The following is a 26,565-nucleotide window of genomic DNA, read 5'->3' on the forward strand; positions in this document are numbered from 1 at the left end:
GTTGGAGCGCCCGCGCCGTCGCGCCGGCGCGGACGAGGCCTGTCCATGACCTTCCTGAACGAGATGCTCGGCGCCGGTTACGCCACGCTCGGCTATCTGATTCCGTTTCTGTTCGTGCTGACGCTGGTGGTGTTCGTCCACGAGCTCGGCCACTTCCTGGTGGCCCGCTGGTCGGGCGTGCGGGTGCTCGCCTTCTCGATCGGATTCGGGCCGGAGCTGTTCGGCTTCAACGACCGCCACGGCACCCGCTGGCGCGTGGCGGCGATTCCGCTCGGCGGCTACGTGCGCTTCTACGGCGACGAGGACGCGGCCAGCACTCCGGACTCCGACGCGCTGGAGCGCATGAGCCCGCGGGAGCGCGAGGGCAGCTTCTTCTACGCGCCGCTGAAGAACCGCGCCGCCATCGTGGCGGCTGGGCCGTTCGCCAACTTCCTGCTCGCGATCGCCATCTTCGCGACCGTGTTCATGACGGTGGGCCGCCCCGTCACCGACGCCATCGTCGACCAGGTGCAGCCCGGCAGCGCCGCGGCGGAGGCCGGATTCGTCCCCGGCGACCGGGTGGTGGCGATCGACGGCGGGGCGATCTCGTCGTTCAACGCCATGCAGCGCATCGTGTCTTCGAGCCCCGAGCGCGCCCTCGTGATCACGGTCGAGCGCGGCGCCGAGCGGCGGGACCTGACCGCCACGCCGCGGCTGCAGGAGATGACCGACGGTTTCGGCAACAAGCACCGCATCGGCCTGCTCGGAATCAGCCGCTCCACAACGCCCGGCGACGTGCGCTACCAGACCTTCGGGCCGCTGGAGGCGATCGCGGAGGGCGCGAAGGAGACGTGGTTCGTGGTGGCGAGCACCGGCTCCTATCTCGGCCGCATGATCACGGGCCGCGAATCCGCCGACCAGCTCGGCGGGCCGATCCGCATCGCCAAGACCTCCGGCGACGTGGCCTCGCTCGGCTTTGTGGCCCTCATCAATCTCGCAGCGATCCTGTCGGTCTCGATCGGCCTGCTGAACCTGATGCCGGTGCCCATGCTCGACGGCGGCCACCTGCTGTTCTACGCGCTGGAGGCCGTGCGCGGCCGGCCCCTCGGGCCGAGGGCGCAGGAGTACGGCATGCGGGTCGGGCTGGCGCTGGTTTTGATGTTGATGATCTTCGCCACATGGAATGACATCGTTCATCTTTCCTCGCTAGGATAAGGGCGGGGTAAGCGTGTCTGCGCAGCCACTGCGGCGTCGAAACGTGGGTCTTGTGTCGAGTAGCGAGTTTGCACGTGCGTAAAAGTTCGATAGAAGCGATCGGCGTCGCACCGCAGAATCCGGGGGTTCTGAGCGGATGCGACCGTCCGCTTAACGGTATGAGGGTCCGTCAACCCATGAAGCGTATGGTTCGAGTTGTCGGGCGCCTCGCCGTCGCGTCTTCGGTCGCTGTCGGCGCCGTGGTCGCCGGGGCGGGGTTCTGGGTCGCCGGGGTGACCGAGGCTCACGCCCAGCGCGCCAGCGGCATCACGGTGCGCGGCAATCAGCGCGTCGACGCCGAAACGGTTCGCTCCTACTTCAGCGGCGGTCCTCTGGATCAGGCCCGCATCGACGAAGGCATCCGAGGCCTCTACGCCTCGGGCCTGTTCTCCGACGTGCGCGTCTCCCGCGCCGGCGGCGGCATCGTGGTGACGGTCAGCGAGAACCAGGTCATCAACCGGGTCGCCTTCGAGGGCAACTCCAAGGTCAAGGACGCGGTGCTCGCCGCCGAAGTCCAGTCCAAGCCGCGCGGGCCGTTCAATCCGGCCATCGTGCAGGCGGACAGCCAGCGCATCTCCGAGATCTACCGCCGCTCCGGCCGCTACGAGGCGTCCGTCGAGGCAAAGACCATCGCGCAGCCCAGCGGCCGCGTCGATCTGGTGTTCGAGATCAAGGAAGGCGGCAAGACCCAGATTTCCTCGATCAACTTCGAGGGCAACAACGCCTTTTCCGACGGCACCCTGCGCGACCAGATGACGACCACCGAGTCGAACTGGCTGAGCTGGCTGAAGTCGTCCGACGTCTACGACCCGGACCGCGTCAACGCGGACCTGGAGCTTATCCGTCGCTTCTACCTCAACAACGGCTACGCCGATTTCCGCGTGGTCTCGGCCAACGCCAATCTGGACCGCGACAAGAACGCCTTCACGCTCAGCATCGTGGTCGAAGAAGGCCAGCAGTACCGCTTCGGGGCGGTGAACGTGGAATCGAGCGTTCCGGAGATCGACGCCTCCACGCTGCAGCGCAAGGTGGAGTCCTCCACCGGGGCGGTCTACGCCGCCAAGGACGTGGACAAGTCGGTCGAGCAGATTTCGCTTGAGCTCGCGTCCCGCGGCTACGCCTTCGCGCAGGTTCGCCCGCGCGGCGACCGCAACTTCGAGAGCCGCACCATCAACCTCACCTATGTGGTCGAGGAAGGCGCGCGGGTGTACGTCGAGCGCATCAACGTGCGCGGCAACACCCGCACCCGCGACTACGTCATCCGCCGCGAGTTCGACCTCGGCGAAGGCGACGCCTACAACCAGATCTTCATCGACCGCGCCGAGCGGCGCCTGAAGGCGCTGGGCTTCTTCAAGAACGTGCGCATCTCCACCGAGCCGGGCTCCTCGCCCGACCGGGTGATCGTGAACGTGGACGTGGAAGACCAGCCCACCGGCGAGTTCTCCGTGGCCGGCGGCTACTCCACCTCCGACGGCGTGATCGGCGAAGTGGCGCTCGGCGAGCGCAACTTCCTCGGCCGCGGCCAGTACGCGCGCGTCGCGGCCCAGCTCGGCCAGCGGGTGCAGGGCTTCGACTTCTCGTTCACCGAGCCGTATTTCCTCGGTTCGCGCGTCTCCGCCGGCATCGACCTCTACGCCAAGGAGCGGGACGAGACCGAGTATTCGTCCTACCGCATCAACACCTATGGCGGCGGCCTGCGTTTCGGCCTGCCGATCACGGAAGAGATTTCGATCGGCACGCGCTATCAGCTGTACCAGCAGGACCTGAGGGTTCCGAACAAGTACAACCTCTGGGAGGAGGGAAAGCGTCCGGGTGAAGACCTGAACTTCCCCGCCGGCGTCCTGAATGACGACCGCGCCTCGGTCGCGCTTCTGGAGGCGGAAGGCAAGACCGTGACCTCGCTCGGCGGTCTGTCGCTGATCTACAACACGGTCGACAATCCGCGCGATCCGCGTGAAGGTCTCTACGCCGAACTCAAGGGCGACGTGGCCGGCCTCGGCGGCGATACCCAGTTCGTGCGCGGCACCTTCGACGCCCGCTACTACCACCCGGTGTTCTGGGATGACGTGGTCGGCATCGCCCGCGTCCAGGGCGGCCACATCGCCGCCTGGGGCGACGACAAGCTGCGGGTGCTCGACCACTTCTCCGGCGGCCCGGACATCGTTCGCGGCTTCGAGCCGCAGGGCTTCGGTCCCCGCGACATGGACAGCCCGAGTGAGGATCCGCTTGGCGGCACAACCTACTTCGGCGCTTCCGCCGAGGTGCAGTTCCCGATCTACGGCCTGCCCAAGGAACTGGGCTTGAAGGGCGCCGTGTTCGCGGACGCCGGCACGGTGTTCGGTTACGAAGGCATCAAGCGGTTCGATGGCGTCGACGTCGACTACACCAAAGATAAGAAGCTCAGGTCCTCGGTGGGCGGCTCGATTCTCTGGACCTCGCCGCTCGGCCCGATCCGCTTCGACTTCGCCCATGTGCTGAGCAAGGCGAAGTACGACGAGACCCAGTTCTTCCGCTTCTCGGGCGGCACGCGCTTCTAATCGCCGCTTCCGACGGGACGGAAAATCTTCTAAACGGGCGGCGGACCATCATCCGCCGCCCGTTCGCGTCTGCGGCCTTCCTTTGCGAGCCCCATGATCGAACCGCGCTTCTTCGCCAGACCCGAACCGCTCACCCTTGAGCGCCTGCTCGCGATCACCGGCGCCGCCGTGCGCGAGGGCGACGGCGAGGCGGTGTCGATCTCCGGAATCGGGCCGATCGATCGGGCGGGACCGGCGGACCTGACCTTCCTCGACAATCCGGCCTACGCGGCGGGCCTCGCCGCCAGCCGCGCCGGCGCCTGCCTGCTGGCGCCGAAGTTTCTGGACAGGGCGCCGCCCGGTCTGGTGACGCTGGTCTCGCCGGAGCCCTACCGGGCGTTCGCGCGCGTGGCGGCCGCGCTCTATCCGGCGGCGTCCCGGCCTCAGCCTGTGTTCGGCCCCGGCGTCGCGCCGGGCGCGGTGGTGCATCCGCAAGCGCGGCTCGAGGCCGACGTCACGGTCGATCCGGGCGCGGTCATCGGCCCGCGGGCGGAGATCGGCCGCGGCGCGGTGATCTGCGCCAACGCGGTCGTCGGGCCGGACGTGCGCATCGGCCGCGACAGCACGCTCGGGCCGGGCGCGACCGTGGTCCACGCGCTGCTGGGCGACCGGGTCATCATCCATCAGGGCGCGCGCATCGGGCAGGACGGCTTCGGCTTCGCCATGGGTCCGGGCGGACATCTGAAGGTGCCGCAGATCGGCCGCGTCATCGTTCAGGACGACGTGGAGATCGGCGCCAACACCACCATCGACCGCGGCGCGAACCGCGACACGGTGATCGGCGAGGGAACCAAGATCGACAATCTGGTGCAGATCGCCCACAACGTGGTGGTCGGCCGGCATTGCGTGATCGTGGCCCAGGTCGGCATATCCGGCAGCACCACGCTGGAGGATTTCGTGGTTCTCGGCGGCCATGTGGGCGTCGTCGGCCATGTGCGCATCGGCATGGGGGCGCAGATCGCGGGCTCCAGCAACGTGCGCGAAGACGTTCCCCCGGGCGCCCGCTGGGGCGGCACGCCCGCGAAGCCGGTTCGGGACTGGTTCCGCGAGATGACCACATTGAAGCGTTTGGCGTCGGAGAAGCGGTCGCGGCCGGCGTCCGACGCGTCGGAAGGTTCAGCATCATGACCGAGGTCGAAACCACCGCTCCGGAAGGGCCCAAGACGCTGGGCGCCGCCGACATCCAGACTATCATGGCCTATCTGCCGCACCGCTATCCGTTCCTGCTGGTGGACCGGATCGTGGAGATCGACGGCGACCGGTCCGGCATCGGCGTCAAGAACGTCACCTTCAACGAGCCGCACTTCCAGGGCCATTTCCCGGGCCAGCCGGTGATGCCGGGCGTGCTGCTGATCGAGGGCATGGCCCAGACCGCAGGCGCCATGTGCGTGGCGGCCCGCACCGCCCCGAGCGCGCCGCGGATCGTCTATTTCATGACCATCGACAAGGCCAAGTTCCGCAAGCCGGTCGTGCCCGGCGACGTGGTGAAGTTCCACATGACCCAGATCAAGAAGCGCGCCAACATGTGGTGGTTCCGCGGCGAGGCCAAGGTGGACGGCGTGCTGGTCTGCGAGGCGGAAGTCTCCGCCATGCTGGTCCACAACAACGACTGACGCGAAAGCGGGAGCCTTCATGCCGGACATCCACCCTTCCGCGGTCGTCGCGGATGGCGCGCGCCTTGGCGACGGCGTCGTCGTCGGTCCGTTCTGCGTGATCGGTCCCGAGGTCGAGATCGGCGCGGGCTCGTCGCTGAAGAGCCATGTGGTGGTGGAGGGGCGCACCTCCATCGGCGAGAACGCGCAGATCTTCCCCTTCGCCTCCATCGGCCACCAGCCTCAGGACCTGAAGTTCAAGGGCGAGAAAAGCCGGCTCGTGATCGGCCGCAACGCGCTGATCCGGGAGAACGTGACCGTCAATCCCGGCACCGAGGGCGGCGGCCTCGTCACCGAGATCGGCGATCGCTGCGCGCTGCTGGCGGGCTCCCACGTGGCCCATGACTGCCGCATCGGCCATGACGTCATTCTGGTGAACAACGTCATGGTGGCGGGGCACGTCACCATCGGCGACTTCGTCATCATGGGCGGCGGCTCCGCCGCGCACCAGTTCGTGCGCATCGGCGCGCACGCCTTCGTGGGCGGGCTCACGGGCCTCGAGAACGATCTGATCCCCTATGGCCTCGCCATGGGCGACCGCGCGTCGCTCGCCGGCCTCAACATCGTCGGCCTGCGCCGCCGCGGTTTTGAGCGCGAGGCGATCCACGCCCTGCGCCACGCCTTCCGCGATCTGTTCGGCGAAGGCGCTGGCACGCTGAAGGATCGGGTGGACGCCGCCGCGACCGCCCATGGCGGATCGCCGCTGGTGGATGAGGTGGTGGCGTTCCTCCGGGCGGGCGGGGATCGCGCCGTCTGCACCCCGCGCGCCGGGGAACCGGGATCGCGCGGGTGAGCGCTCCGGTTGGGCTCATCTGCGGTTCCGGCCGCCTGCCGATCGAAGCCGCGGAGGCCGCGCTGGCGGATGGCCGGGAGGTGTTCCTTGTGGGCCTTCGCGGGGCTGCGGACCCTGAGATCGAGCGCTTCCCGCACGTCTGGGTGCGGCTCGGCGAGGTGGGAAAGCTGTTCAAGGCGCTGGACGGCGCCGGCGCCCGCGAGATCACCCTGCTCGGCGGGGTTCAGCGGCCGTCGATCAAGGATCTCGGCCTGGACATGACCGGGCTGATCGCCATGCCGGAGCTGAAGCGGCTGCTGTCCGGCGGCGACGACGCGCTGCTGCGCGGGCTGGTGACGTTCGTGGAAAGTCGCGGCTACCGGGTGATCGGGGTGCGCGAGGCGGCGCCGGGGCTTCTGGCGCCGGAGGGCATCTTCGGCGCCCATGAGGCGGACGGCGCCAGCGCCGAGGCGGTGTCGGCCGCCATGAGCGTGCTGGCGGCGCTCGGGCCGTTCGACGTGGGTCAGGCGGCGGTGGCGCTCGGCTCGCGCGTGGTGGCGATCGAGGCGGCGGAAGGCACCGACGGCATGCTGCGCCGGGTGACGCGCATGGTGCAGAAGCGCCGTCTGCGCCGCGACGGCCGCGGCGGCGTGCTGGTCAAGCTGCCGAAGCCCGGCCAGGATCTGCGCATCGACCTGCCGGCGATCGGCCCCCGCACCGTCGAACTGGCGATCCAGGCCGGGCTTGCGGGGATCGCGGTCGCCGCGGGCGGCGTGCTGATCGCGGAGCAGGCGCGGGTCATCGCCATGGCGGACGAGGGCGGCCTGTTCCTCGCGGGCATCCCGCAAGGCGCCTACGGGGCCTCATGAGCGGGCCGTCGCCCCGCCGCATCGCCATCGTCGCGGGCGAGCGCTCGGGCGACGCGCTCGGGGCGGAACTGGCGCAGGCGCTGCGGCGCCGGCTGGGCGAGGGCGTCCGGTTCCGGGGCGTAGCCGGCCCCCGCATGCTGGCGGCGGGCGTCGAGACGCTGTTTCCCATGGAGGACGTGGCGGTGATGGGCGTCGGCCCCGTCATCGCCCGGCTGCCCACGCTGCTGCGGCGCATCCGCGAGACGGCGGACAGCCTGATCGCCGACCCGCCGGACCTGCTCGTCATCGTCGACAGCCCCGATTTCACCCACCGGGTGGCGCGGCGCCTGCGCGCGGCCCGGCCGGACGTGCCGATCGTCGATTACGTCTCGCCTTCCGTCTGGGCCTGGCGGCCCGGCCGGGCCAGGGCGATGCGCGCTTACGTGGACCAGGTGCTCGCGCTGCTGCCGTTCGAGCCCGCCGCCCATGAGCGGCTCGGCGGTCCGCCCTGCGCCTATGTGGGCCATCCGCTGATCGAGCGCCTTCACGAGCTGCGTCCCGCGCCCGGAGAGCGGGCGGAGATCGGGCAGGGGCCGGCGCGTCTGCTGGTTCTGCCGGGCAGCCGGGCCGGGGTCGCGCACCGGCACATGCCGCTCTTCGGCGAAACGCTGCGCCGGCTGGCGGCGGCCGGCCACAGGTTCGAGGTCACGCTGCCGACCACGGAGCGGCTCGCGGACGACATCCGCCGCATGGCCGCCGACTGGCCGGCGCCGCCGCGGATCGTGCTGGGCGAGGCGGAGAAGCTGGCGGCGTTCCGGGCGGGGCAGGCGGCGCTCGCGGCGTCCGGCACCGTGACGCTGGAGCTCGCGCTCGCGGGCGTGCCGACCGCGGCGGCCTACCGGCTCGAATGGTTCGCGCCGCTGCTGGAGCCGTTCATCCGCATCGAGGCGCCGTTCATCCTGCTGCCCAACCTGATCCTCGGCGAGCGCGCCATCCCCGAATGCGTCCACCGCGACGCCACGCCGGAACGTCTGACGGCGGAGCTTGCGCCGCTGCTTCACGCCAGCCCGGAGCGCGCGGCGCAGCGTGCGGCGCTCGCCCGGCTCGACGCCGTCATGCGCCTGCCCGACGGCGTGACGCCGTCGGAGCGCGCCGCAGAGGTGACGCTCGCGGCCTGGGAGCGGGGTCGCCGCCCGGCCGGGTAAGCCACGCGTCAGCGCAGATCCGACAACGACGAAGGCCCCGGAGCAGCACGCTCCGGGGCCTTTGTCTTAAAGCGCGTGGCCGAAGCCGTCCGCAGGCTCGCTCGCCGCCAGCCCCCGACCCTGCCGTCATGCCCGAGCTTGTCTCGGGCATCCACGACTTCGCGCGCTTGAGCGTCGCCCGGGGGCAAGTCGTGGATACCCGCGCGAACGCGCGGGCATGACGAAGAGAGCGGTCGGTGGAGCCTGAGCATCCGCTCAGGCTCCACCGACGCCCCGGCTCAGCGCGGGTCGAACTTGCCGGCCGCGTGGGAGAGCATGGTGTAGACCTTGCCGGTCTCCGAGGTCAGGTAGCCGTCGGTGATGCGGCCGTCGGCGTCGTCATCGGCGATCTCGGCGAGCAGGCGCTCGAACTCCGCCACGTAGCGGTCCACGGTCGCCCGGAACTCGGGCTCCGAGCCGTACTTGCGGCGGATTTCCTCGAAGGTCTGCTGGCCCTGCAGGGTGTAGAGCCGCCGGGTGAAGACGTTGCGCTCGCCCCGGCGGTAGCGGTCCCACAGCTCCGCGACCGCCTGATGGTCGATCATGCGCGCGATGTCCACCGACAGGCTGTCGAGCGACTCGATCGCGTGATGGGGCGGGCGCTGCTGGGGCGCGGGCGTCGGCTTGCGGGCCGGCGCCGCCTTGGGCTCGTCGTCGCGGGAGGCGCGGGCGAGCAGGCCGGAAATCCAGCTGCCGCCATCGTCCTTGTCGTCAGGGGCAGGGGCGGGCGGCTGCGGCGCCGTCAGCCGGGGCGCCGGAGCGGCCGGCCGGGGCGCCGCGGGGCGGGCGACCGCCGCCTGGGCCTGCTGACTCGGGAGGACGCGGCCGGGCTCGGCCACGTCCAGCGCGGCGCCGTGGCGCGCGGCGATCTCGCCGAGCGCCGTCAGTGCCTTGATCTGGTCCGCCACCACGCGGCGCAGCTCGGCTGCGTTCTCCTCCGCCTCCTTGGGCATGTCGAACAGGCCGCGGCGCAGCTGGTCGCGGGTGGCGGCGAGCTCCGCCTCGATCGTCTTGGTCATGCCGCGCATCTCGCGCGTCACGTCGGAGAAGCGGGCGCTGGCGTCGCCCAGCATGCGGGCGATGTCGCGGCCGGCCTCCTCGTTGGCGGCCTTGAGCGCCGCGGCGGTCTTCTCCCGCTCGGTCTCGCCGAGGGTCCGCACCTTCTCGAACTCCTCGGAGATCGACTGCGCGGTGGCGCCCACCTGCGCCGCAAGCCCTTCGGCGACCCGGCGGGCGCGCTGCTCGGAGCGGCCGAGATGTTCGTCGATGGAGGCGGCGTAGCCGGCGAGCGTGCGGGACAGGTCCTCCGCCTTGGTGGAGAGGCCCGCGGACAGGATCTCCAGCGCCGAGCGCCGCTCCTCCAGCTCGGAGGCGAGTCGGCTCTGGGTGCCGTCGAGCGCGTCGGCCACATCCGCGATGGAGAGCGTCTGGCGGTCGAGCTGGCGCGAGACCTCGGTCACCTTGGCCAGCACGGTGGTGGACAGGTCGCGCAGCGCGCTGGTCTGCGCGCCCACCGTGTCTCCGGCGCGGGTCGAGGCCTCGGCGATGTCGGCCATCATGTCCTCGAAGGCGGACACGCGGGCGCCGAGATCGCTTTCCACCAGCCCAAGCCGGGCGCCGGCGTCGTTCAGCACCGCCTGCAGCGCGGCGTTGGAGTCGCCGAGACGGGTCAGCGCCTCGGTCAGCTCCGTGCTGATGGCGGCGTGGGTCTGGGTGAGGCCGCTCATGGCCCGGCGGCTTTCGCGGGCGAAGGTGGCCGACAGCGTGGCGCTGGCGTCGGACATGGCCGCCTGCAGCCGCTTGGCCGCCTCGTCCAGCGTCTCGACGCTCTTGGCCGTCTCCACGGTGAAGCTCTCGCCCAGGCGATGCGAGGTGAGCCGCAGCCGGTCCGCGACGCCGCTGAGGCCCGCGATCGTCTCCGCGCCCTTGGTCTCGAAGGTGCGCAGCAGGTCGCCGTTCAGCGCGTCGAGCGCCTCGCGCAGCTCCGCGGCGCGGCCGCCCAGCGTGTCCGACACGCCGGCGAGACGGCCGTCGAACTCCTCGGCCATGGCGTCGGCGACCGTCGCCAGTTCGCGGGTGAGGGCGACGCCCTGCCGCGCGATGACGTCGGAGACCGAGGCGCCGCCGCGGTCGATCGTGTCGGCGATTTCGGCCATGCGGCCCTCAAGGCGGCCCGCCACGTCGTCCGCAAAGCGCGCGAGATCGTTCTCGACGCGGTTCGAGGCCTGGGACATGGCGGCCGCGACCGTCTCCGCGCCGCCGGCGATGCGATGCGCCAGACCGTCGCCATGCTGCTTCAGGTCCGTCTCGGCGGCCTTCAGCACGGTGGTGATGTCCGACATGCGGCCGGCGATCCGGTTGGCGGCGTCGTCCGCCAGACGGCCGAGATCGGTCTCGATGCGGCCGGCCGCGTCCGCCAGCGTCAGAGCGAGGCCGTCGGACGCGGCGGAGATCGTTTCGGCCAGCCCGTCGCCGCGGCTCTGCAGCCGGGCTTCCGCGGCCTCGAGCGCGTTCGCCACATCGGCCATGCGGCCGGCGATGCGGTCGCCGGCGTCATCCGCCATGCGGCCGAGATCGCCCGAGATGCGGGCCGTTGCGTCCGCCAGCGCCGTGACGACGCCATCGGCCTTGTCCGCGATGCTCGCCGTGAGCCCGTCGCCGCGGCTCTGCAGCCGGGCTTCGGTCGCCTCGAGCGCGGACACAACATCCGCGAGCCGGCCGGCGATGCGCTCGCCGGTCTCGTCGCCCAAGCGGCCGAGATCGCCCGAGATGCGGGCGGTGGCGTCCGCCAGCGCCGTGACGACGCTGTCGGCCTTGTCCGCGAGGCTCGCCGTGAGGCCGTCGCCGCGGCTCTGCAGCCGCGCCTCGGTCGCCTCAAGCGCGGACGCCACCTCCGCGAGACGGCCGGCGATGCGCTCGCCGGCCTCGTCGCCCAGCCGGGCAAGATCGGACTGAAGACGCTCCGTGGTCTCGGCGAGCGTCGCCGCCACCCCGTCGGCCTTGCCGCCGATGAGGTCGGCGAGGGCTTCGGCGCGGCTCTGCAGGGCGCCCGAGGCGGCGTCGATGCGGCCGGAGATGGTGCGCTCGAACCGGCCGATGCGCGCGTCCAGCGCGCCGGCGGTCTCCTGCGCCTTTTCGCCAAGCGTGGCGGACACGGCCGCGGCCTTCTCCTCGAAGGTGGCGACGAGGCCTTCGGTCTTGTCGGCGAGTTCGGTCGCGAAGGTCGCGGCGCGGTCGGCGAGAGCGCTGGTGACGGCCGTGGAGCCTTCGCCCAGCGTGCGGGCAAGCTCCAGCGTGCGGGTGGCCAGCGTTTCGTTGAGCGCGCGGGTGCGGGCGTCGAGGCCGTCGTCCACGCGGGCGATGCGGCTTTCGAGCGTTTCGGCCAGCGCGCTCAGACGTCCGCCGAACTGCTGGTCGAAGCCGCCGAGCCGCTCGGCGACCGCCGTGTCGAGCTCGCCGGCGCGGGCCGTGAAGCCGTCCATCCGCTCGGCGAGAACCTTCTCCAGATCGGCGGCCTTGGCGCCGAAGTTGGCGAGCCGGCCCGCGACCGTGCGGGCGAGCGCAGTGGCGCGCTCGTCGAAGGTCTGGGCGTTGGCCGCCAGCGCCTCGCTCACCCCTTCGGCCGCGGCTTTGAAGCCTCCGACGCGCTCCGCGAGCGTCTCGTCGAGCGCGCCCACGCGCTCGGTCATGGCGCCGAAGCGCCTGTCGAGCGTGGCGTCGAGCGCGCCGACGCGGTCGTCGAACACGTCGATCCGCTCGCCGATCACCCGGTCGATGGCGTCCACCTTGCCGTCGAGCGCGCCGACGCGCTCGGCGAGCAGGTCGTCGAAGCGCAGGATCTGGCCGTCGAGGGCGCCGAGCCGGTCACCGATCACGGTCTCGAGGCCGGCCACCTTGTCGTCGAACTGCGTGGCGCGGCTCTCGAGCGTCTGATCCAGCCGCTCGATGCGCTTGTCGAGCGCGCGCACATGCTGGCGCGAGGCGCCGTCGAGGGTGTCGATGCGCTCCACGAAGCCGGCGAGCCGCTCGGCCACGGCGCCGTCGAAGGCCTCCAGCCGGCCGTCCAGCGCGCCGACGCGGGCGCCGAGCGCCTCCTCCAGCGCGGCGACCCGCTCGCCGATGCGGTTGGCGATCTCGCCGCCCTGATCGCGCAGGGCCTGCTCCACCTCGCCGACGCGGTCGCCGATCTCGCCGGCGAAGCGGCCGCCGGCCTCCGACAGCCGGGCGACGACGCCGCTGGCGTCCTCGCCGAAGGCGCGCTCCACGGCCGCGAGCTGGCGGGCGAGCGCCTCGTTCACGTCGCCGCCGCGGGCGGAGATCTCTTCGCCGAGCTGGCGGGCGGTGAGGGCCAGCGCTTCGGCGAGCTTCTCGCCGCGCTGCACGATGGACTGGCCGATGTCGCCGCCGGACCGCTGGAGCTGGTCGCGCACGTCCGCGACGCGGGCGTCGAGCGTCGCGCCGAACTCGGCGATGATCGCGCCGAGCGTGTCCTTCGCGGCGGTCGCGCCGTCGTCGAGCCGCGAGGCCACCAGGCCGGCGGCGTCGGCGAGCATGCGCTCGGCCTTCTCCACCTCGCCCGTGAGGCGGTCCGCGACGCCGGCGCCGGCGTCGTCCAGACGCAGGCCGAGCGCGGCGATGCGGCGGTCGAGCTCGGAGCCCAGCCGTTCGCTGGCGGCGTCCAGCGCCGTCTCCGCGGCCCCGGCGCGGTCGGCGATGGTCTCCGCCAGCCGCGTCTCCGCCTGCTCCAGACGGTCGCGCAGCTCTCCGCCGCGCAGCACCACCGCCTCATGAATGCGGCCAGCGGCCTCGGTGACGGCGGCGGTGAGCTCGCCGCCGCGATCGGTCAGCACTCCGGCGACCGAGGCGCTTACGCCGCCAAGCTGCGTTTCGAAGGCGGACAGCCTGGCCTCGACGTTGTCCGACATGCGGACCGCCGCGGCGTCGATTCGGGTCTCGGTGGCGCTGGCGCGTTCGTCCAGGCGCGCGCTGAGCGCGGCGCCGGCCTCGACGAGCCGCTGCTCCAGATCCGCGCCCTGCACCACCACGATCTCGTGCAGCCGGCCGGTGGTCTCTCCCAAGGTGTCGACGAGGGCGCCGCCGCGCTCGGCGATGACGTCGCTGACCGAGCCGCCGGCGTCGGCGAGCTGGGTCTCGAACGCCCGGAGGCGCAGGTCGATCTGCGAGGACAGGCGCTCCACCACGCCGTCGAGCTGACCGGCCACATCCGCGGCGCGCGCTTCGAGGCTGGAATCCAGCGCCTGACCGGAGGTCTCGAAGCGGCGCTGCAGCTCCGCGCCGCGCACCGCGACGATCTGGTGCAGGCGCTCCGCGGCGTCGGCGATGTTGGCGGCGAGGGCGCCGCCCTGCTCGGACAGGGTCTCGGCGACGGACGCCCGCACGCCGGACAGGCGCGTCTCGAACGCCGTGAGCTTCTGCTCGACGCCGGCGGAGATGCGTCCGGCGGAGGCGTCGAACGCGGCTTCCGCCGCCTTGGCGCGCTCGTCGATGGCGCCGCCCAGGCGGTCGCCGACGCCGGAAAGCCGGGTCTCCAGCTCGCCGCCGCGGGCCACGACCACCTCGTGAATGCGTTCGGCCACGTCGCCGAGCTGGCTCACCAGCGCGCCGCCGCGCTCGACCAGCACGTCGGCGATGGTGACGGAGGCGGTCTCCAGCGTTTCGCGGGCGGCGGCGGATCGGGCCTCAATCGCGCCGACGATGCGCTCGCCCGCGGCCTCGAAATCGCGCTCCACGTCGCCGCTGCGCACCACGATCGCGTCGTGGACGCGGTCGCTGGCGGCGACGATGCGGGTGGAGATCTCGTCGCCGTGGCTTTCGAGCAGGCTCGCCAGCCGCTCGCCGTCCTCGGCGAAGCGGCGCTCCAGATCGACGCCGTGGACGGTGACGGCCTCGTGCATGCGCGCGGCCGAGTCCGCGACGCGGTCGGCGATGTCGCCCACCCGCGAAGACACGGCCTCCACCAGCGTGCTCCCGGTCTCGTCGAGGCGCGAGGCGACGCTGTCCTGATGGCGGGCGAGGCGCTCCAGCAGATCGTCGCCGGCGGCGCGGACGCCGTCCGTGATCTCCGCGGTCCGGGAGGACAGGCTCCGGTCGAGGTCCGAGCCGACGAGACGGAGCGTGTCGGCGGTCTCGCCCACGCGCTCGGAGACGGCGCGGATGACGTCGTCCGCGCGCGACAGGAAGGTTTCGGTCGCGCTCTCGCCAGCGTTCCGCAGGGCGTCGGTCGCCTCCGTCCCGCGGGCGGACAGGTCGTCGGCGACCCGCGACGACAGCTCCGAAAGGCGGGAGGCGATCGCCTGCGCCTTGTCGTCCAGCGCGAACGTGATGGCGTCGCCCGTCGCCTGCAGCGCGGCGAGGGTTTCGCCCGAGCGGCCCGTGATCAGATCCAGGGTGTCCTTCGCCCGGTCGCCGAAGCCGCGGTCGAAGTCGCTGGCGGCGGCGCTCAGCGCGCCGAGCACGCCGTCCGCCCGTTCGCCGAAGGCGCGGGCGACGTCGGCGCCCGAGGTCTCCAGACGGGTGACGATGTCGGCGGAGCGCCGGTCGACCGCGTCCAGGGTGGCGGCGCCGGAGCGCTCGATCTCCGCCGCGACCGCTTCGCCGCGGGTCTCCAGCGCGGTCGAGACCTGCTCGCTGACGCGGGCCAGCCGCTCGTCCAGCTCCACGCCTGAGGCGGTCAGGCGGTCGACGACGAGGATCGCGCGCTCGTCCAGCGTGCGGAACAGCAGGTCGCCGGCGTCGTTCAGCGTGGCGCGGGCGGCGTCGCTCTTTTCAGCGAGTTCGGAGGCGAAGCGGCCGGCGCCGTCCTCAATGGCCCGCGTGATGTCCGCGCCGGCGGCGGTGAGCTGGCTCACCAGATCGCCGCCGCGGGCGTTGACGGCGGACAGCACGCTTTCGCCGGCCTGGGCGATGGAGGACGTGATCTCGAAGCCGCGGGCGTCGAGCTGCTCGGAGAGGCGCGAGCCGGTCTCGGCCACGTTCGCCGCCAGCAGCGCGGAGGCGGCGGTGAGGTCGCGGTCGAGCGACTGGTGCGCGTCGGCGATCGCGCCGCGCAGGCGCTCGGCGTTGCCCTCGATGGCGTCGCGCTGGCTCTGCAGCTCGCCGATCAGGGTGCGGATGCGCACCTCGTTGTCGTGGAAGGCGCGCTCCAGCGACGTCACCTCGCCGCGCACCAGCGATTCGAGATCGCCCGCGCGGCTCACGGCGCGTTCGACGCCGTCGCCCATGGCGGCGACCTCGCGGCGCACGGCCTGGCCGAGCGAGGTGACGGCCTCGGTCGAAATGGCTTCCGGTTCGGTGAGGCGCAGCGCCACCTCCGTCATGGAGCGGGCGACGAGGCGCATCTCCTGGGCGCGCCAGGACAGGGTCGCCATCATGAAGAAGAAGGCGATGGGCGTGAACACGCCGACCACCAGCGCGGCGAGATGAGCCTGCGTTCCGGCGGCTGTGAGGTCGACCGCGCCGGAGCCGACGCCGATCACCTGCACCGCATAGGCGGCGCCGAGCGCGGCCCAGACGAAGGAGGCCGCGGCGGCCAGCAGGAACGGGAGGCCGGAAGGCTTGCGCTGCAGCGCATAGACGATGTGGGCGAAGGAACGGCCGTCGTCGTTGGCGGCCGGCGCGCGGCGGGCGGCGCGGCCCGGTCGGCGCTCGGGCGTGGCGGAAGAGGGCGGAGGCGGCGTCTCGGGTCCAGCGGCTCCGCTCGCCGGCGCGGCAGGCTCGGCGGACTTCGGGGTCTCCACCGTCGCCTTGGCGTCGGGCGCCACCAGATTGAGCGCCTGTTCGATGGCGGAAAGGGCCGCTTCGGCGGGGTCCTTGGCAGATTGCGGATTCGCCATCGTCTCTAGCCTCGCGTCCGTACACTCATACACATCGGTCGCTTTGGTCCGGTCCCGCCAATACGCGGCGGAGCCCGGATTTGGGCGGCGCGGCTTCGGGGAAGCCGCTGCGCCAGCGGCTACTGGCGCGCCGTGACCGCCCCGCGATCACACGATCGCAGACGCGGTTTTCGACGCTTCAGATGCTACCGGCCCTGAGGCGACTAGAGAACAGCGGAATCCGACGATTGGCAAACGTCGTTAACGCCTTGTTCACCATGAAGAGGATCAGGGGAACTGCGAGCGTCAGGCCTCGCGGACGCGGGGCCGGTCCCGAAGCGCGTCGCTCTCGTCGGAGAGCGGCTTCCGCGCCCGGTCCATGACGATGGTGCGCCGCTCGTCCGGGGCGGTGGCGGCGACCACCCGATTGCGGCCCGAGCTTTTCGCCGCGTAAAGCGCGATGTCGGCGCGCTGCAGGGCGGCGCCCACATCCTCGTTCTCGCCACGGGCGACCACGCCGAAACTGCAGGTCGCCCGCAGGTTCTCGTGAATCTCGGCGAAGGAGAGCGCTGCGATGCGCATCCTCAGATCCTCACACAGGTCGATGGCGTCGACGAGACGCGCCTGCGGGATCAGAAGGGCGAATTCCTCGCCGCCGAGCCGGCCGGCGACTCCGTCCGAAAGCCCGGCTTCTCCCGCCACCGCGGCGATGACCTGATCCCCGGCGGCGTGGCCGAAACTGTCGTTGATCTGCTTGAAGCGGTCGATGTCGAACATCGCGAGGCAGACGGAGCTCTCCGGCATCTCGTCCACCGTCTCGAAGAACGCCCGGCGGTTCAGAAGACCGGTGAGGCTGTCGGTGGTGGCGAGCCGTAGAAGGTCACGTTGCGCTGCGGTGGCGCGGGCCGCGACGCGCAGGCGCGCCAGAAACTCCTCCGGCTGCGGCGGCTTGCTCATGAAGTCGTCGGCGCCGGCGTCGAGGGCTTCGGCGATGCGGCGGCTTTCGGAGGTGGAGGACATCACGACCACATGCAGGGCGCGCCGCGCGCCTGCGAGCTCGCGGGCGAGCCGGCACAGGTCGAGCCCGCTCATGCCATGCGGCTCAAGGCCCGTGACAAGCACCTCCACGTCCGGATCATCCTTGAGATGGGCGAGCGCGTCCGTGGCGTCCGTGAACGGGGAGACCTGATATCCCGTCTCCGCGAGATATCCCGAGGTCACTTTCAGAATAAGCCGGCTGGGGTCAACGAGGACGATCTTCATGCCACCGCTGTTCCACATGACGAGCTTGCCAGAAGCACAACGCAAGCGTGCATTCAGGTCTTACGTCGGATGCGCAACCCTTGTCACGCGGATTGCTGCGCCGCACACGCGGAACAGAATCATCCGAAAGGCTTATCCAACGGTCGAAGGGAAGATATGGGCCCGCGCGCTGAACGGCGCGTAAACAGACGCCGCAAAAAAAATGTGCGCGCTACCGCGCCAAAGATGGGCGGCGTGAGGCGCGGCCGGCCGTCCGGCGTCAGCCCTGCCGTTCGGGCGTCGTCACCCGCAGGCCGTCAAGGGCCGAAGACATCTTGATCTGGCAGGAAAGGCGGCTGCTGGGCCGGACGTCGAAGGCGAAGTCCAGCATGTCCTCCTCCATGGGGGAGGGAGCTCCGACGGCTTCGCGCCAGGCGTCGTCAACGTAGACATGGCAGGTGGCGCAGGCGCAGGCGCCGCCGCAATCCGCGTCGATGCCGGGCACGTCGTTGATGACGGCCGCTTCCATCACGGTCTGGCCGTCCCGGGCTTCGACGACCCGCTCCGCGCCGGACTGGTCGATGAAGGTGATGCTGGCCATGACTCACCCGTCCTTCCTGCGGGGGAGCGGATGCCGCTTGACGCGGGCCGCTCCCGTCTCGGACGGGCTCTTAGAACGTTTCGCGAAAGCGCGCCAGCGCCCCTGAGCCGCAGCGGGGGAACGCGGGCAGGACGGCGAGGCGCGCGGCGCGAAGGGTCAGCGGTCGAAACCGAAGCGCAGCTCGATGGCGGACGCGCATTCCGCGATCGCCTCGGCGACCTCGGCCAGCGCCTTGCCGGTGGGCTCGCCGGCGTTGGCGGCGCGCTCGAGCTCCTCGGCCGCGAAGGCCACGCGGTTGGCGCCGACGCCGCGGGCCGAGCCCTTCAGCGTGTGCGCCACCTCGGCGCGCTCGACCGGGTTGGTCAGCGCCTCGAAGCGGAAGAGAAGGATGCGGGCCTGCCGACGAAACAGCTCCAGCACCTCGCGCTCAAGCGTCCGGTCGCCGAGGGTCTGGCGGGCGAGATGGGCGACGTCGATCGCCTCAGCGAGCGACGCGCCCGCACGTTGTTCATATTGTTCCATGATGCTCACGATGACTTCACTCCACGTCCGCGAAATACGCCGCGGAACGGCCCTGTCGTTACTGATGGCCGTCCATGACCAAACTGGGGCGGAAACGGCTCGAAACGGCGTTCACCAAAGCTTCTTCGTCGGCGTGGCATCTGGGCCACGATCTGGAAGGTGGCTCGGTCGCGTTGAACTCGATCCGAACGGGCCGTTCATCCGCCGTTCACCGCGCCTTCCACGATGGAAAGCCCGAGAGGGTTTCCGAGCGGTGAAGAAACAGGGTTGAGAAATCCTGATCCACATCCCACTTCCCGGCTCGCCGCTCCGCGCGGCGGCCCAACGCCCTTCAAGGAGCGAAATGCGACGCCTGATTCTCTTCCGGCACGCCAAATCCGACTGGACCGGCGAAGCCGCGACCGACCATGAGCGCGGCCTGGCGCCGCGGGGCCGGCGTGTCGCAGGCCCGATGGGGGCCTGGCTCGCGGGGCGCGGCTTCCGGCCGGACCTCGTGCTGTGCTCGACCGCCTTGCGCACCGTGCGCACCTGGAGCCTCGCCAAGGCCGCCTTCACCCCCGCGCCGACCGCCGAATTCCTGGACGAGATCTACGAGGCGTCGGACGAGACGCTGCTGGAGACGGTCCGCCGCACGTCGCCGGAGGTCCAGACGCTGATGCTCGTCGGCCACAATCCGGGGCTCGGAGATCTCACCGAGCGCCTCGCCGGCTCCGGCGATCCCGAGGCGCGCCGCGCCCTGTCCGCCAAGTTCCCGACGGCGGCGATCGCGGTGCTCGACACGCCGTTCGACGGCTGGAGCGAGCTTGGCCCCGGAACCGCGCGGCTCGACCGCTTCATCACGCCGAAAATGCTCGGCCTCGGCGAGGAATGATGTTCGAAAGCCTGGCGCATGAGGCGCGGATCGCCGCGCGCAGCCTGATGGACGCCGCCGCCGGGACGCTGGATCCCACGCTCCGGCTCGGCGTCACCGGCTTGTCGCGCGCGGGCAAGACCGTGTTTCTCACCGCGCTGGTGCAGGCTCTGACCAGGGGCGGCCGGCTGCCGGCCTTCCGCGCCTATGCGGAGGGTCGGATCGCGTCCGCCGCGCTTGCGCCGCAACCGGACGACGCCGTGCCGCGCTTCGAGGTGGAAAGCCATCTCGCGGCGCTGACCGGGCCGGATCGCCGCTGGCCGGAAGGCACCCGCCGCATCTCCGAACTGCGGGTGGTGGTGGATTTCGAGAGCCGCTCCGGCTTCCTCAGCCGCCAGAAGCCCGGGCGCCGGCTGACGCTCGACATCGTGGACTATCCCGGCGAATGGCTGCTGGACCTGGCGCTGCTGTCGCAGGACTTCCGCACCTGGTCCCGCAAGACTCTCGCCGCCTCCGAAGGGCGCACCCGCGCGCCGATCGCCGCCGCGTGGCGCGCCCATCTCGCCACCCTCGATCCGTCGGCGCCGGAGGACGAGATGGCCGCCCGCACGGCGGCCGAGCTGTTCCGGGCCTATCTGATCGCGGGCCGCTCCGAGCGGGTGGCGCTGTCCACTTTGCCGCCGGGCCGGTTCCTGATGCCGGGCGACCTCGACGGCAGCCCGGCGCTGACCTTCGCGCCGCTCGACGTTCCGGCCGAGGGCGATGCGCCCGCAGGCTCGCTCTGGGCCATGATGGAGCGGCGCTACGAGAGCTATCTCGCCCATGTGGTGAAGCCGTTCTTCCGGGACCATTTCGCCCGGCTCGACCGCCAGATCGTGCTGGTGGACGCGCTCGCCGCGCTGAACGCCGGGCCCGAGGCGGTGGCCGATCTGGAGACCGCGCTCACCGACGTGCTCTCGGCCTTCCGGCACGGCCGCAACTCGTGGATCACCAGCCTGTTCCGCCCCAAGGTGGACCGGCTGCTGTTCGCCGCCACCAAGGCCGACCATCTGCACCACACCAGCCACGACCGGCTGGAGGCCATCCTGCGCCGGCTCGTGGGCCGGGCCATCGAGCGCGCCGAGTTCGGCGGCGCGGCGGTGGACGTGGTGGCGCTTGCCGCGGTGCGCGCCACCCGCGAGGCCTCGGCGCGGCAGGGCCGGGAGGAGCTTCCGGTGATCGTCGGCGTGCCGGAGAAGGGCGAAAGCTCGAACGGCCAGATCTTCGACGGCGAGGAGGAGATCGCGGTGTTCCCCGGCGACCTGCCGGCGGACCCGGAGGTGGCGCTGCGCGCCGACGGCTATCGCGGCCGCGCCCAGAGCGAGGACGGCGGCGACCTGCGCTTCATCAAGTTCCGGCCGCCCCGGCTGGCGCCGGAGCGCGGCGTGGTCCACCTGCCGCACATCCGCCTCGACCGGACGATGGAATTCCTGATCGGCGACGCGCTGATCTGAGAGGCCGCACGCGCATGACCGACGATGCTCCCAAACCTTCGCGCCGTCCGGCGGCGTTCCGCCTCAACGACCCTTCCGTGGTCATGGCCGCGCCGGACGAGACGGTGGCGACCGCGCGCGGCGGGGTGGTGCTGACTTCCCAGCCGGACGCCTTCGAGGCCGGCGAGCCGGCGGCGGTCGAGCCGGCGCCGCGGCCGAAACGGAAGCTGCCGTCGCTGGGCGCCCTGTTTTGGGGCGCGCTGGGCGCGCTCGCCAGCCTGGCGCTGGGTCTGTGGGCGACGCGGGTGGTGGAGGATCTGTTCGCCCGCTCCGATCTGCTCGGCTGGTTCGCGTTCGGTCTCGCCGCGCTGGCGGTCGTGGCGGGCCTCGCCATCGTCGCGCGCGAGGGCGCGGCGCTGATGCGGCTGGCGCGGATCGAGGACCTGCGCGCCGCGGCCGGCGCCGCCCATGTGAGCGACGACGCCGCGGCCGCCCGCAAGGTGGTGGACGACGTGGTCGCGCTCTATTCCGGCCGGCCGGAGACGGCGCGCGCCCGCGCCGCCATCGCCGCCCACCGGGACGAGATCGTGGACGGTTCCGACCGGCTGCGCATCGCCGAGCGCGAACTCATGACCGCGCTCGACGCCGAGGCCACCCGCGCCATCGCCGGCGCGGCCAAGCGGGTGTCCGTGGTCACCGCCGTGTCGCCGCGGGCGCTGATCGACGTGGGCGTGGTGCTGATCGAGGCCGTGCGCCTGATCCGCCGGATCGGGACGATCTATGGCGGCAGGCCGGGCGCGCTCGGCTTTCTCAAGCTCGCCAAGCATGTGGCCGCCCATCTCGCCGTCACCGGCGGCATGGGCGTCGGCGACGGGTTGCTGGAGCAGGTGGTGGGCCACGGCCTCGCCGCCCGGCTGTCGGCGCGGCTGGGCGAAGGGGTGTTGAACGGTCTGCTCACCGCCCGGGTGGGCCTTGCGGCCATGGCGGTGTGCCGCCCGCTGCCCTTCATCGAGCGCGCCCCGCCCACGGTGCGCTCGGTGGCCGGCAACCTGTTCGACACGGCCCCGAAGGCCTGACGCAAGGTCGGCTCGGGCGAAAGCTCAGGGGAAAGCGACCGCGCGGATCCGGAGGTGCGATCTCGCGCGCCGGCGATCACGAGGCGCTCCCTCAAAGCGCGCACGAACCGTTCCGCTCATCCACCTGTCCGCGTCGGTTTCGCGCTCGGCCAACGCCGTCTGGTCCCTATGGCCAGGAGCGAGGCGACGGACTCTGGTTGCAACCAAAGTTCGGCTCCAAAGTCCGGCAACCGCTCTTGTGGCTCTTTTTGGTATGCTCCATGGTGGGGCAAATCAGGGGGAAGCCATGGCCGAAGTGAACAAGTCGGGCGATGCGTCCATCGACGGCGTCCTGTGGGGCTACCGTCTCGACGGCACGAACGTCACCTACGGGTTTCCGGACAGCGCCGACGACTACGCCGGCTACGAGGCGATCAACGGCTTTCAGGCGTTCACCTCCGCTCAGCAGACCGCCGTCCACTATGTGATGAACCAGGTCGCGGCGGTGACGGGGCTCACCGTGCAGTTCGTCACGGACGGCGGCTCGGCGGATTTCCGCTTCGCCATGGCGACGACCATCAACTACGGCAACCTGGATGACCGGCTGCACCGCCCCGGCGGCTCCAACGATTCCGCCGAGGCCAATCCGCCGGACCCCACCTGGGGCAACGACTACCAGCGCGGGGATTCCTGGTACAACACGAGCAGCTACAACACGCCGACCATCGGAACCTTCGGCTTCGCGGCCGGGATCGCCCATGAGATCGGCCACAACTTCGGCCTGAAGCACGGCCACGCCACCCAGACCGGCCATGGCGTGACGTTCCCGGCGCTGCCGTCAAACGAGAACGGGCAGGAGTGGTCGATCATGACCTACGCCGCCAGCCCGCTCACCGGAGACGTGCGCTCGAACTATGAGCTGCCGCAGTCGCTGATGATGAACGACATCGCGGCGCTGCAGTACATGTACGGCGCGGACTACGGAGCCAACAGCGGAAACACCACCTACAGCTTCAGCGCCTCGACGGGCGAGATGTTCGTCAACGGCGTGGGGCAGGGCGCGCCGAACACCAACGCCATCTTCCGAACCATCTGGGACGGCGGCGGCGTCGACACTTATGATTTCTCGAACTACACGTCCAACATCGTCGCAAATCTGGGCGCCGGCCAATGGTCGACGCCCGCGGACGGACAGCGGGCCTATCTCGGCCAGTACAGAGACGCTTCAAACAACACCGTCGACTATTTCGCGCAGGGCAGCATCGCCAACGCCAAGCTGTTCAACGGCGACGCCCGCTCGCTGATCGAGAACGCGATCGGCGGCTCCGGCGCCGACCAGATCACCGGCAACCAGATCGCGAACCGGCTGGTCGGCAACGGCGGCTTCGACATCCTGCGCGGTCTAAGCGGCGATGACCGGCTCGAGGGCGGCGGCGCGGGCGACTGGCTCTATGGCGGCGACGACAACGACGCGCTCTATGGCGGCGACGGCGGCGACACGCTGTACGGCGAGGCCGGAAACGACGTCCTGCGCGGCGAGGCCGGCCAGGATTCGCTCTATGGCGGGCTGGGCGACGACACCTATTACGTGAGCGACAACGACTTCATCGCCGAGAATCCCGGCGGGGGCTACGACACCGTTGTCGCCAGCATCAACTGGACGCTCGGCGCCAATCTGGAAGAGCTGCGGCTGTCCGGCTTCGCGCTCAGCGGCTCCGCGGGGGCGGGGGCGCAATCGCTTTACGGCAACGCTTTCGCGAACCGGCTCGATGGCGGCGCCGGCGACGACTACATGGCCGGCGGCCTGGGCGGCGACACCTATGTGGTGGACAACGTCTACGACATCGTCAGCGAAGCGGCGGACGCGGGAACCGACACGGTCGAAGCCTGGGTCAACTACACGCTCAACGCCAATGTGGAGAACCTGAAGCTCTTCGGCGGCGCGCGGGCCGGTTTCGGCAACCAGCTCGCCAACACCATCACAGGCTCCGCCGGCGACGATCTGCTGAACGGCGGCGGCGGTTACGACACGCTGATCGGCGGCGCGGGCAACGACACCTACGAACTGTTCACCATGGCCGGGCGTCCCACCGCCGCCGGTTTCTTCATCATGAGCTACGACGCGGTGCAGGAGGCCGCAGGCGGCGGCTACGACACCGTTCATGTGCAGCGCACCAGCGACCTGTTCGGAACGGGATACACGCTGGCCGCCAACATCGAGGCGGGCGTGGTGGTGGGCGAGGGCGACTTTTCGCTGGCCGGCAACGAGCTGTCCAACAGCCTCGCCGGCAACGCCGCGGCCAACACCCTGTCGGGCATGGCCGGCGCGGACCGTCTGGACGGCGGCGCCGGCGTGGACGAGCTGATCGGCGGCGCTGGCGACGACACCTACATCCTCAACGACTACAACCTCGTCACCACCCGCCTGGGGCAGTTCAACATCCGGTTCTGGCGCTACGACAGCGTGACCGAGGATGTGGACGGCGGAACCGACACGGTCCGCATCCGCTACGCGGGCGAGCAGCTCACCGGCTACACGCTCGGCGCCAATGTGGAGAACGGCGTCGTCGAGGGGACGCAGGCGTTCAATCTCACCGGCAACGATCTTTCGAACGCGCTCACCGGCAACGGCGCGGACAACACTCTGGTCGGCGGCGCCGGCGACGACGTCCTGAACGGCGGTCTGGGGGCCGACACGCTGCAGGGCGGGCTCGGCGACGACACCTACATCCTGTCGGACTTCACCCGTCTGACGCTGAACGGCGTCACCTATGCCTACCACGACGCCATCAGCGAGGACGCGGATGCGGGCGTGGACACGGTGCGGGTCGCGCTGCCGAACGGCGGCGGCTACACCCTGCGCGCCAATTTCGAGAACGGCGAGCTCACCGGCTCCTCCAACGGCAATCTCGCCGGCAACGAGTTGGACAATCGTCTCATCGGCAACGCCGGCGCCAACACGCTGAGCGGCGGCGCGGGCGCCGACACGTTGTTCGGCGGTCTCGGCCTGGACACGCTCGCCGGCGGCGCCGGCGATGACACATATGTGCTGGCGGACACCACGTTCGTTCCCGGTCCGAAGGGCCGGCCGGTCGCGGTGTTCGACACGGTGGACGAGACGAGCCGCGGCTCCGGCGGAACGGACACGGTGCTGATCAGCGCGCCGTCGAAGGGGACGCCCGGCGCCATCGCGCTGACCTCCTACACGCTCGGCGCCGGGATCGAGAACGGCCAGATCGGCCTGTCGACGGCGTTCGATCTCATCGGCAACGCGCTGGCGAACGCGCTGACGGGCGGGGCGGGCGACAACCTTCTGGACGGCGGCGCGGGCGCGGACACGCTCGCGGGCGGCCGGGGCGACGACGCCTACGGGGTCGACGACGCCGGCGACGTGGTGGTCGAGGCGGAGGCCGCCGGTTGGGACACCGTGCGCGCCACGATCAACCACACCCTGGCGGCCAATGTGGAGGCGCTCGTTCTTCTGGGCGCGGCCGCCGACGGAACCGGCAACGCCCTCGCCAACGCACTCACCGGCAACGCGCTGGCGAACCGCCTCGACGGCGGCGCCGGCGCCGACACGCTGACCGGCGGCGCCGGGAACGATTCTTACGTGGTGGACGATCTCGGCGACGTGATCGTCGAGGCGGCCGGCGCCGGCGTCGACCGGGTCGAGGCCTGGGCGGACGTGACGCTGTCCGCCAACGTCGAGAACCTGCGGATGATGGGGACGGCGGCGCTGAAGGCGGTCGGCAACGGGGCCAAGAACATCATCTTCGGCAATGAGGCCGGCAATGTGCTGGACGGCGGCGGCGGGGCGGACGACCTGCGCGGCTTCGGCGGGAACGACACCTACGTGATCGACAATGCGGGCGACCGCATCACCGAGGCGGCCAGCGGCGGCGTGGACCGCGTGGAGGCCTGGGCGAACGTGACCTTGGCCGCGAACGTCGAAAACCTCAGGATGATGGGGACGGCGGCGCTGAAGGCGTTCGGCAACGAGACCAAGAACATCATCTTCGGCAACGACGCCGGCAACTGGCTCGACGGCGGCGGCGGGGCGGACGACCTGCGCGGCTTCGGCGGGAACGACACCTATGTGGTCGACCATGCGGGCGACCGCGTCACGGAGGCTGCGAACGGCGGCGCGGACACGGTGGCGAGCTTCGTGTCCTTCACCCTGTCGGCCAATGTGGAGACGCTGCGCCTGCGCGGAACCTCGGCCATCGACGGAACGGGCAACGCGGGAGCGAACACCCTTGTCGGCAACGACGCCGCCAATGTGCTGGACGGCAAGGCCGGGGCCGACATCCTCACCGGCGGGCGGGGGCAGGACGTGTTCGCGTTCTCGACCGCCCTCGGGGCATCCAACGTTGACCGGATCACGGACTTCTACGCGCCGAACGACGCGATCCAGCTCGACGACGCGGTGTTCACGGGACTGTCGCTGGGAGCCCTCGCCGCGAGCGCCTTCGTGCGCGGCGCAGCGGCGACGGACGGGCTCGACCGCATCATCTTCGACTCACGCTCGGGCGCGCTGTTCTTCGACGAGGACGGCGTCGGCGGCGTGGACCAGATCCGCTTCGCCACGCTCGGCTCCGGCGTCGCGCTCACCCATGCGGATTTCGTCGTGGTGTGAGCGCGGACGCCGCCTTTGAGCGGCGCGGGA

16 protein-coding genes are annotated in these 26,565 nt (G+C 71.1%); 12 read left to right on the forward strand and 4 right to left on the reverse strand.

Annotation, left to right across the window (positions count from 1 at the left end; genetic code table 11):
- Positions 1 to 45 precede the first annotated feature (45 nt).
- From rseP to lpxB, 7 genes are all read left to right on the forward strand, one after another.
- On the forward strand, positions 46 to 1,194 hold the full coding sequence (rseP, locus tag PKE85_RS03185) for an RIP metalloprotease RseP (protein ID WP_271203339.1): 1,149 nt from the start codon (positions 46 to 48) through the stop codon (positions 1,192 to 1,194).
- A gap of 185 nt (positions 1,195 to 1,379) precedes the next feature.
- Positions 1,380 to 3,770, forward strand: a complete 2,391-nt coding sequence (bamA, locus tag PKE85_RS03190; protein WP_271203340.1) for an outer membrane protein assembly factor BamA — start codon at positions 1,380 to 1,382, stop codon at positions 3,768 to 3,770.
- 93 nt (positions 3,771 to 3,863) lie between these two features.
- Complete coding sequence (lpxD, locus tag PKE85_RS03195; RefSeq protein WP_271203341.1) at positions 3,864 to 4,937, forward strand: UDP-3-O-(3-hydroxymyristoyl)glucosamine N-acyltransferase; 1,074 nt, start codon at positions 3,864 to 3,866, stop codon at positions 4,935 to 4,937.
- Entirely contained in the window at positions 4,934 to 5,422 is a 489-nt protein-coding gene (fabZ, locus tag PKE85_RS03200) for a 3-hydroxyacyl-ACP dehydratase FabZ (protein WP_271203342.1), read from the forward strand. Before lpxD ends, fabZ begins: the two co-directional genes overlap by 4 nt.
- Before the next feature lie 19 nt (positions 5,423 to 5,441).
- A complete protein-coding gene (gene lpxA / locus PKE85_RS03205) occupies positions 5,442 to 6,254 on the forward strand; it encodes an acyl-ACP--UDP-N-acetylglucosamine O-acyltransferase (RefSeq protein ID WP_271203343.1) in 813 nt (270 codons plus the stop codon).
- Complete coding sequence (locus PKE85_RS03210) at positions 6,251 to 7,102, forward strand: LpxI family protein (RefSeq protein WP_271203344.1); 852 nt, start codon at positions 6,251 to 6,253, stop codon at positions 7,100 to 7,102. The genes lpxA and PKE85_RS03210 overlap by 4 nt, the downstream gene beginning before the upstream one ends.
- The gene (lpxB, locus tag PKE85_RS03215) at positions 7,099 to 8,286 is read left to right on the forward strand and encodes a lipid-A-disaccharide synthase (protein WP_271203345.1); all 1,188 of its coding nucleotides are present in this window, start codon (positions 7,099 to 7,101) and stop codon (positions 8,284 to 8,286) included. Before PKE85_RS03210 ends, lpxB begins: the two co-directional genes overlap by 4 nt.
- 278 nt (positions 8,287 to 8,564) lie before the next feature.
- Here the strand turns inward: lpxB and PKE85_RS03220 are convergent, their stop codons facing one another.
- The 4 genes from PKE85_RS03220 to PKE85_RS03235 form a co-directional block, all read right to left on the reverse strand.
- A complete protein-coding gene (locus tag PKE85_RS03220; protein ID WP_271203346.1) occupies positions 8,565 to 16,178 on the reverse strand; it encodes an apolipoprotein A-IV repeat region-like domain-containing protein in 7,614 nt (2,537 codons plus the stop codon).
- A 285-nt stretch (positions 16,179 to 16,463) separates the two neighbouring features.
- The gene (locus PKE85_RS03225; RefSeq protein ID WP_271203347.1) at positions 16,464 to 17,420 is read right to left on the reverse strand and encodes a GGDEF domain-containing response regulator; all 957 of its coding nucleotides are present in this window, start codon (positions 17,418 to 17,420) and stop codon (positions 16,464 to 16,466) included.
- 259 nt (positions 17,421 to 17,679) lie between these two features.
- Positions 17,680 to 18,000, reverse strand: a complete 321-nt coding sequence (locus PKE85_RS03230; RefSeq protein WP_271203348.1) for a 2Fe-2S iron-sulfur cluster-binding protein — start codon at positions 17,998 to 18,000, stop codon at positions 17,680 to 17,682.
- A gap of 156 nt (positions 18,001 to 18,156) precedes the next feature.
- Positions 18,157 to 18,522: an Hpt domain-containing protein gene (locus PKE85_RS03235; protein WP_271204066.1), complete on the reverse strand. Its 366-nt coding sequence runs from the start codon at positions 18,520 to 18,522 to the stop codon at positions 18,157 to 18,159.
- A 74-nt stretch (positions 18,523 to 18,596) separates the two neighbouring features.
- Between PKE85_RS03235 and PKE85_RS03240 the strand changes: the two genes are divergently transcribed.
- The 5 genes from PKE85_RS03240 (at position 18,597) to PKE85_RS03260 (ending at position 26,535) form a co-directional block, all read left to right on the forward strand.
- Positions 18,597 to 18,779 carry a hypothetical protein gene (locus tag PKE85_RS03240; protein ID WP_271203349.1) on the forward strand — a complete coding sequence of 61 codons (183 nt, stop codon included), beginning with the start codon at positions 18,597 to 18,599 and terminating at the stop codon, positions 18,777 to 18,779.
- Between the two features lie 86 nt (positions 18,780 to 18,865).
- Complete coding sequence (locus tag PKE85_RS03245) at positions 18,866 to 19,393, forward strand: SixA phosphatase family protein (protein WP_271203350.1); 528 nt, start codon at positions 18,866 to 18,868, stop codon at positions 19,391 to 19,393.
- Positions 19,390 to 20,865, forward strand: a complete 1,476-nt coding sequence (locus tag PKE85_RS03250; RefSeq protein ID WP_271203351.1) for a YcjX family GTP-binding protein — start codon at positions 19,390 to 19,392, stop codon at positions 20,863 to 20,865. Before PKE85_RS03245 ends, PKE85_RS03250 begins: the two co-directional genes overlap by 4 nt.
- A gap of 14 nt (positions 20,866 to 20,879) precedes the next feature.
- Positions 20,880 to 21,920 (forward strand): YcjF family protein, encoded by a 1,041-nt coding sequence (locus PKE85_RS03255; protein WP_271203352.1) that lies wholly within the window; start codon positions 20,880 to 20,882, stop codon positions 21,918 to 21,920.
- Positions 21,921 to 22,206: 286 nt separating this feature from the next.
- Positions 22,207 to 26,535 (forward strand): M10 family metallopeptidase C-terminal domain-containing protein, encoded by a 4,329-nt coding sequence (locus tag PKE85_RS03260; protein WP_271203353.1) that lies wholly within the window; start codon positions 22,207 to 22,209, stop codon positions 26,533 to 26,535.
- Positions 26,536 to 26,565 lie beyond the last annotated feature (30 nt).

The organism is Methylopila jiangsuensis (assembly GCF_027922305.1).
GTDB classification, from domain to species: Bacteria; Pseudomonadota; Alphaproteobacteria; order Rhizobiales; family Methylopilaceae; genus Methylopila; species Methylopila jiangsuensis.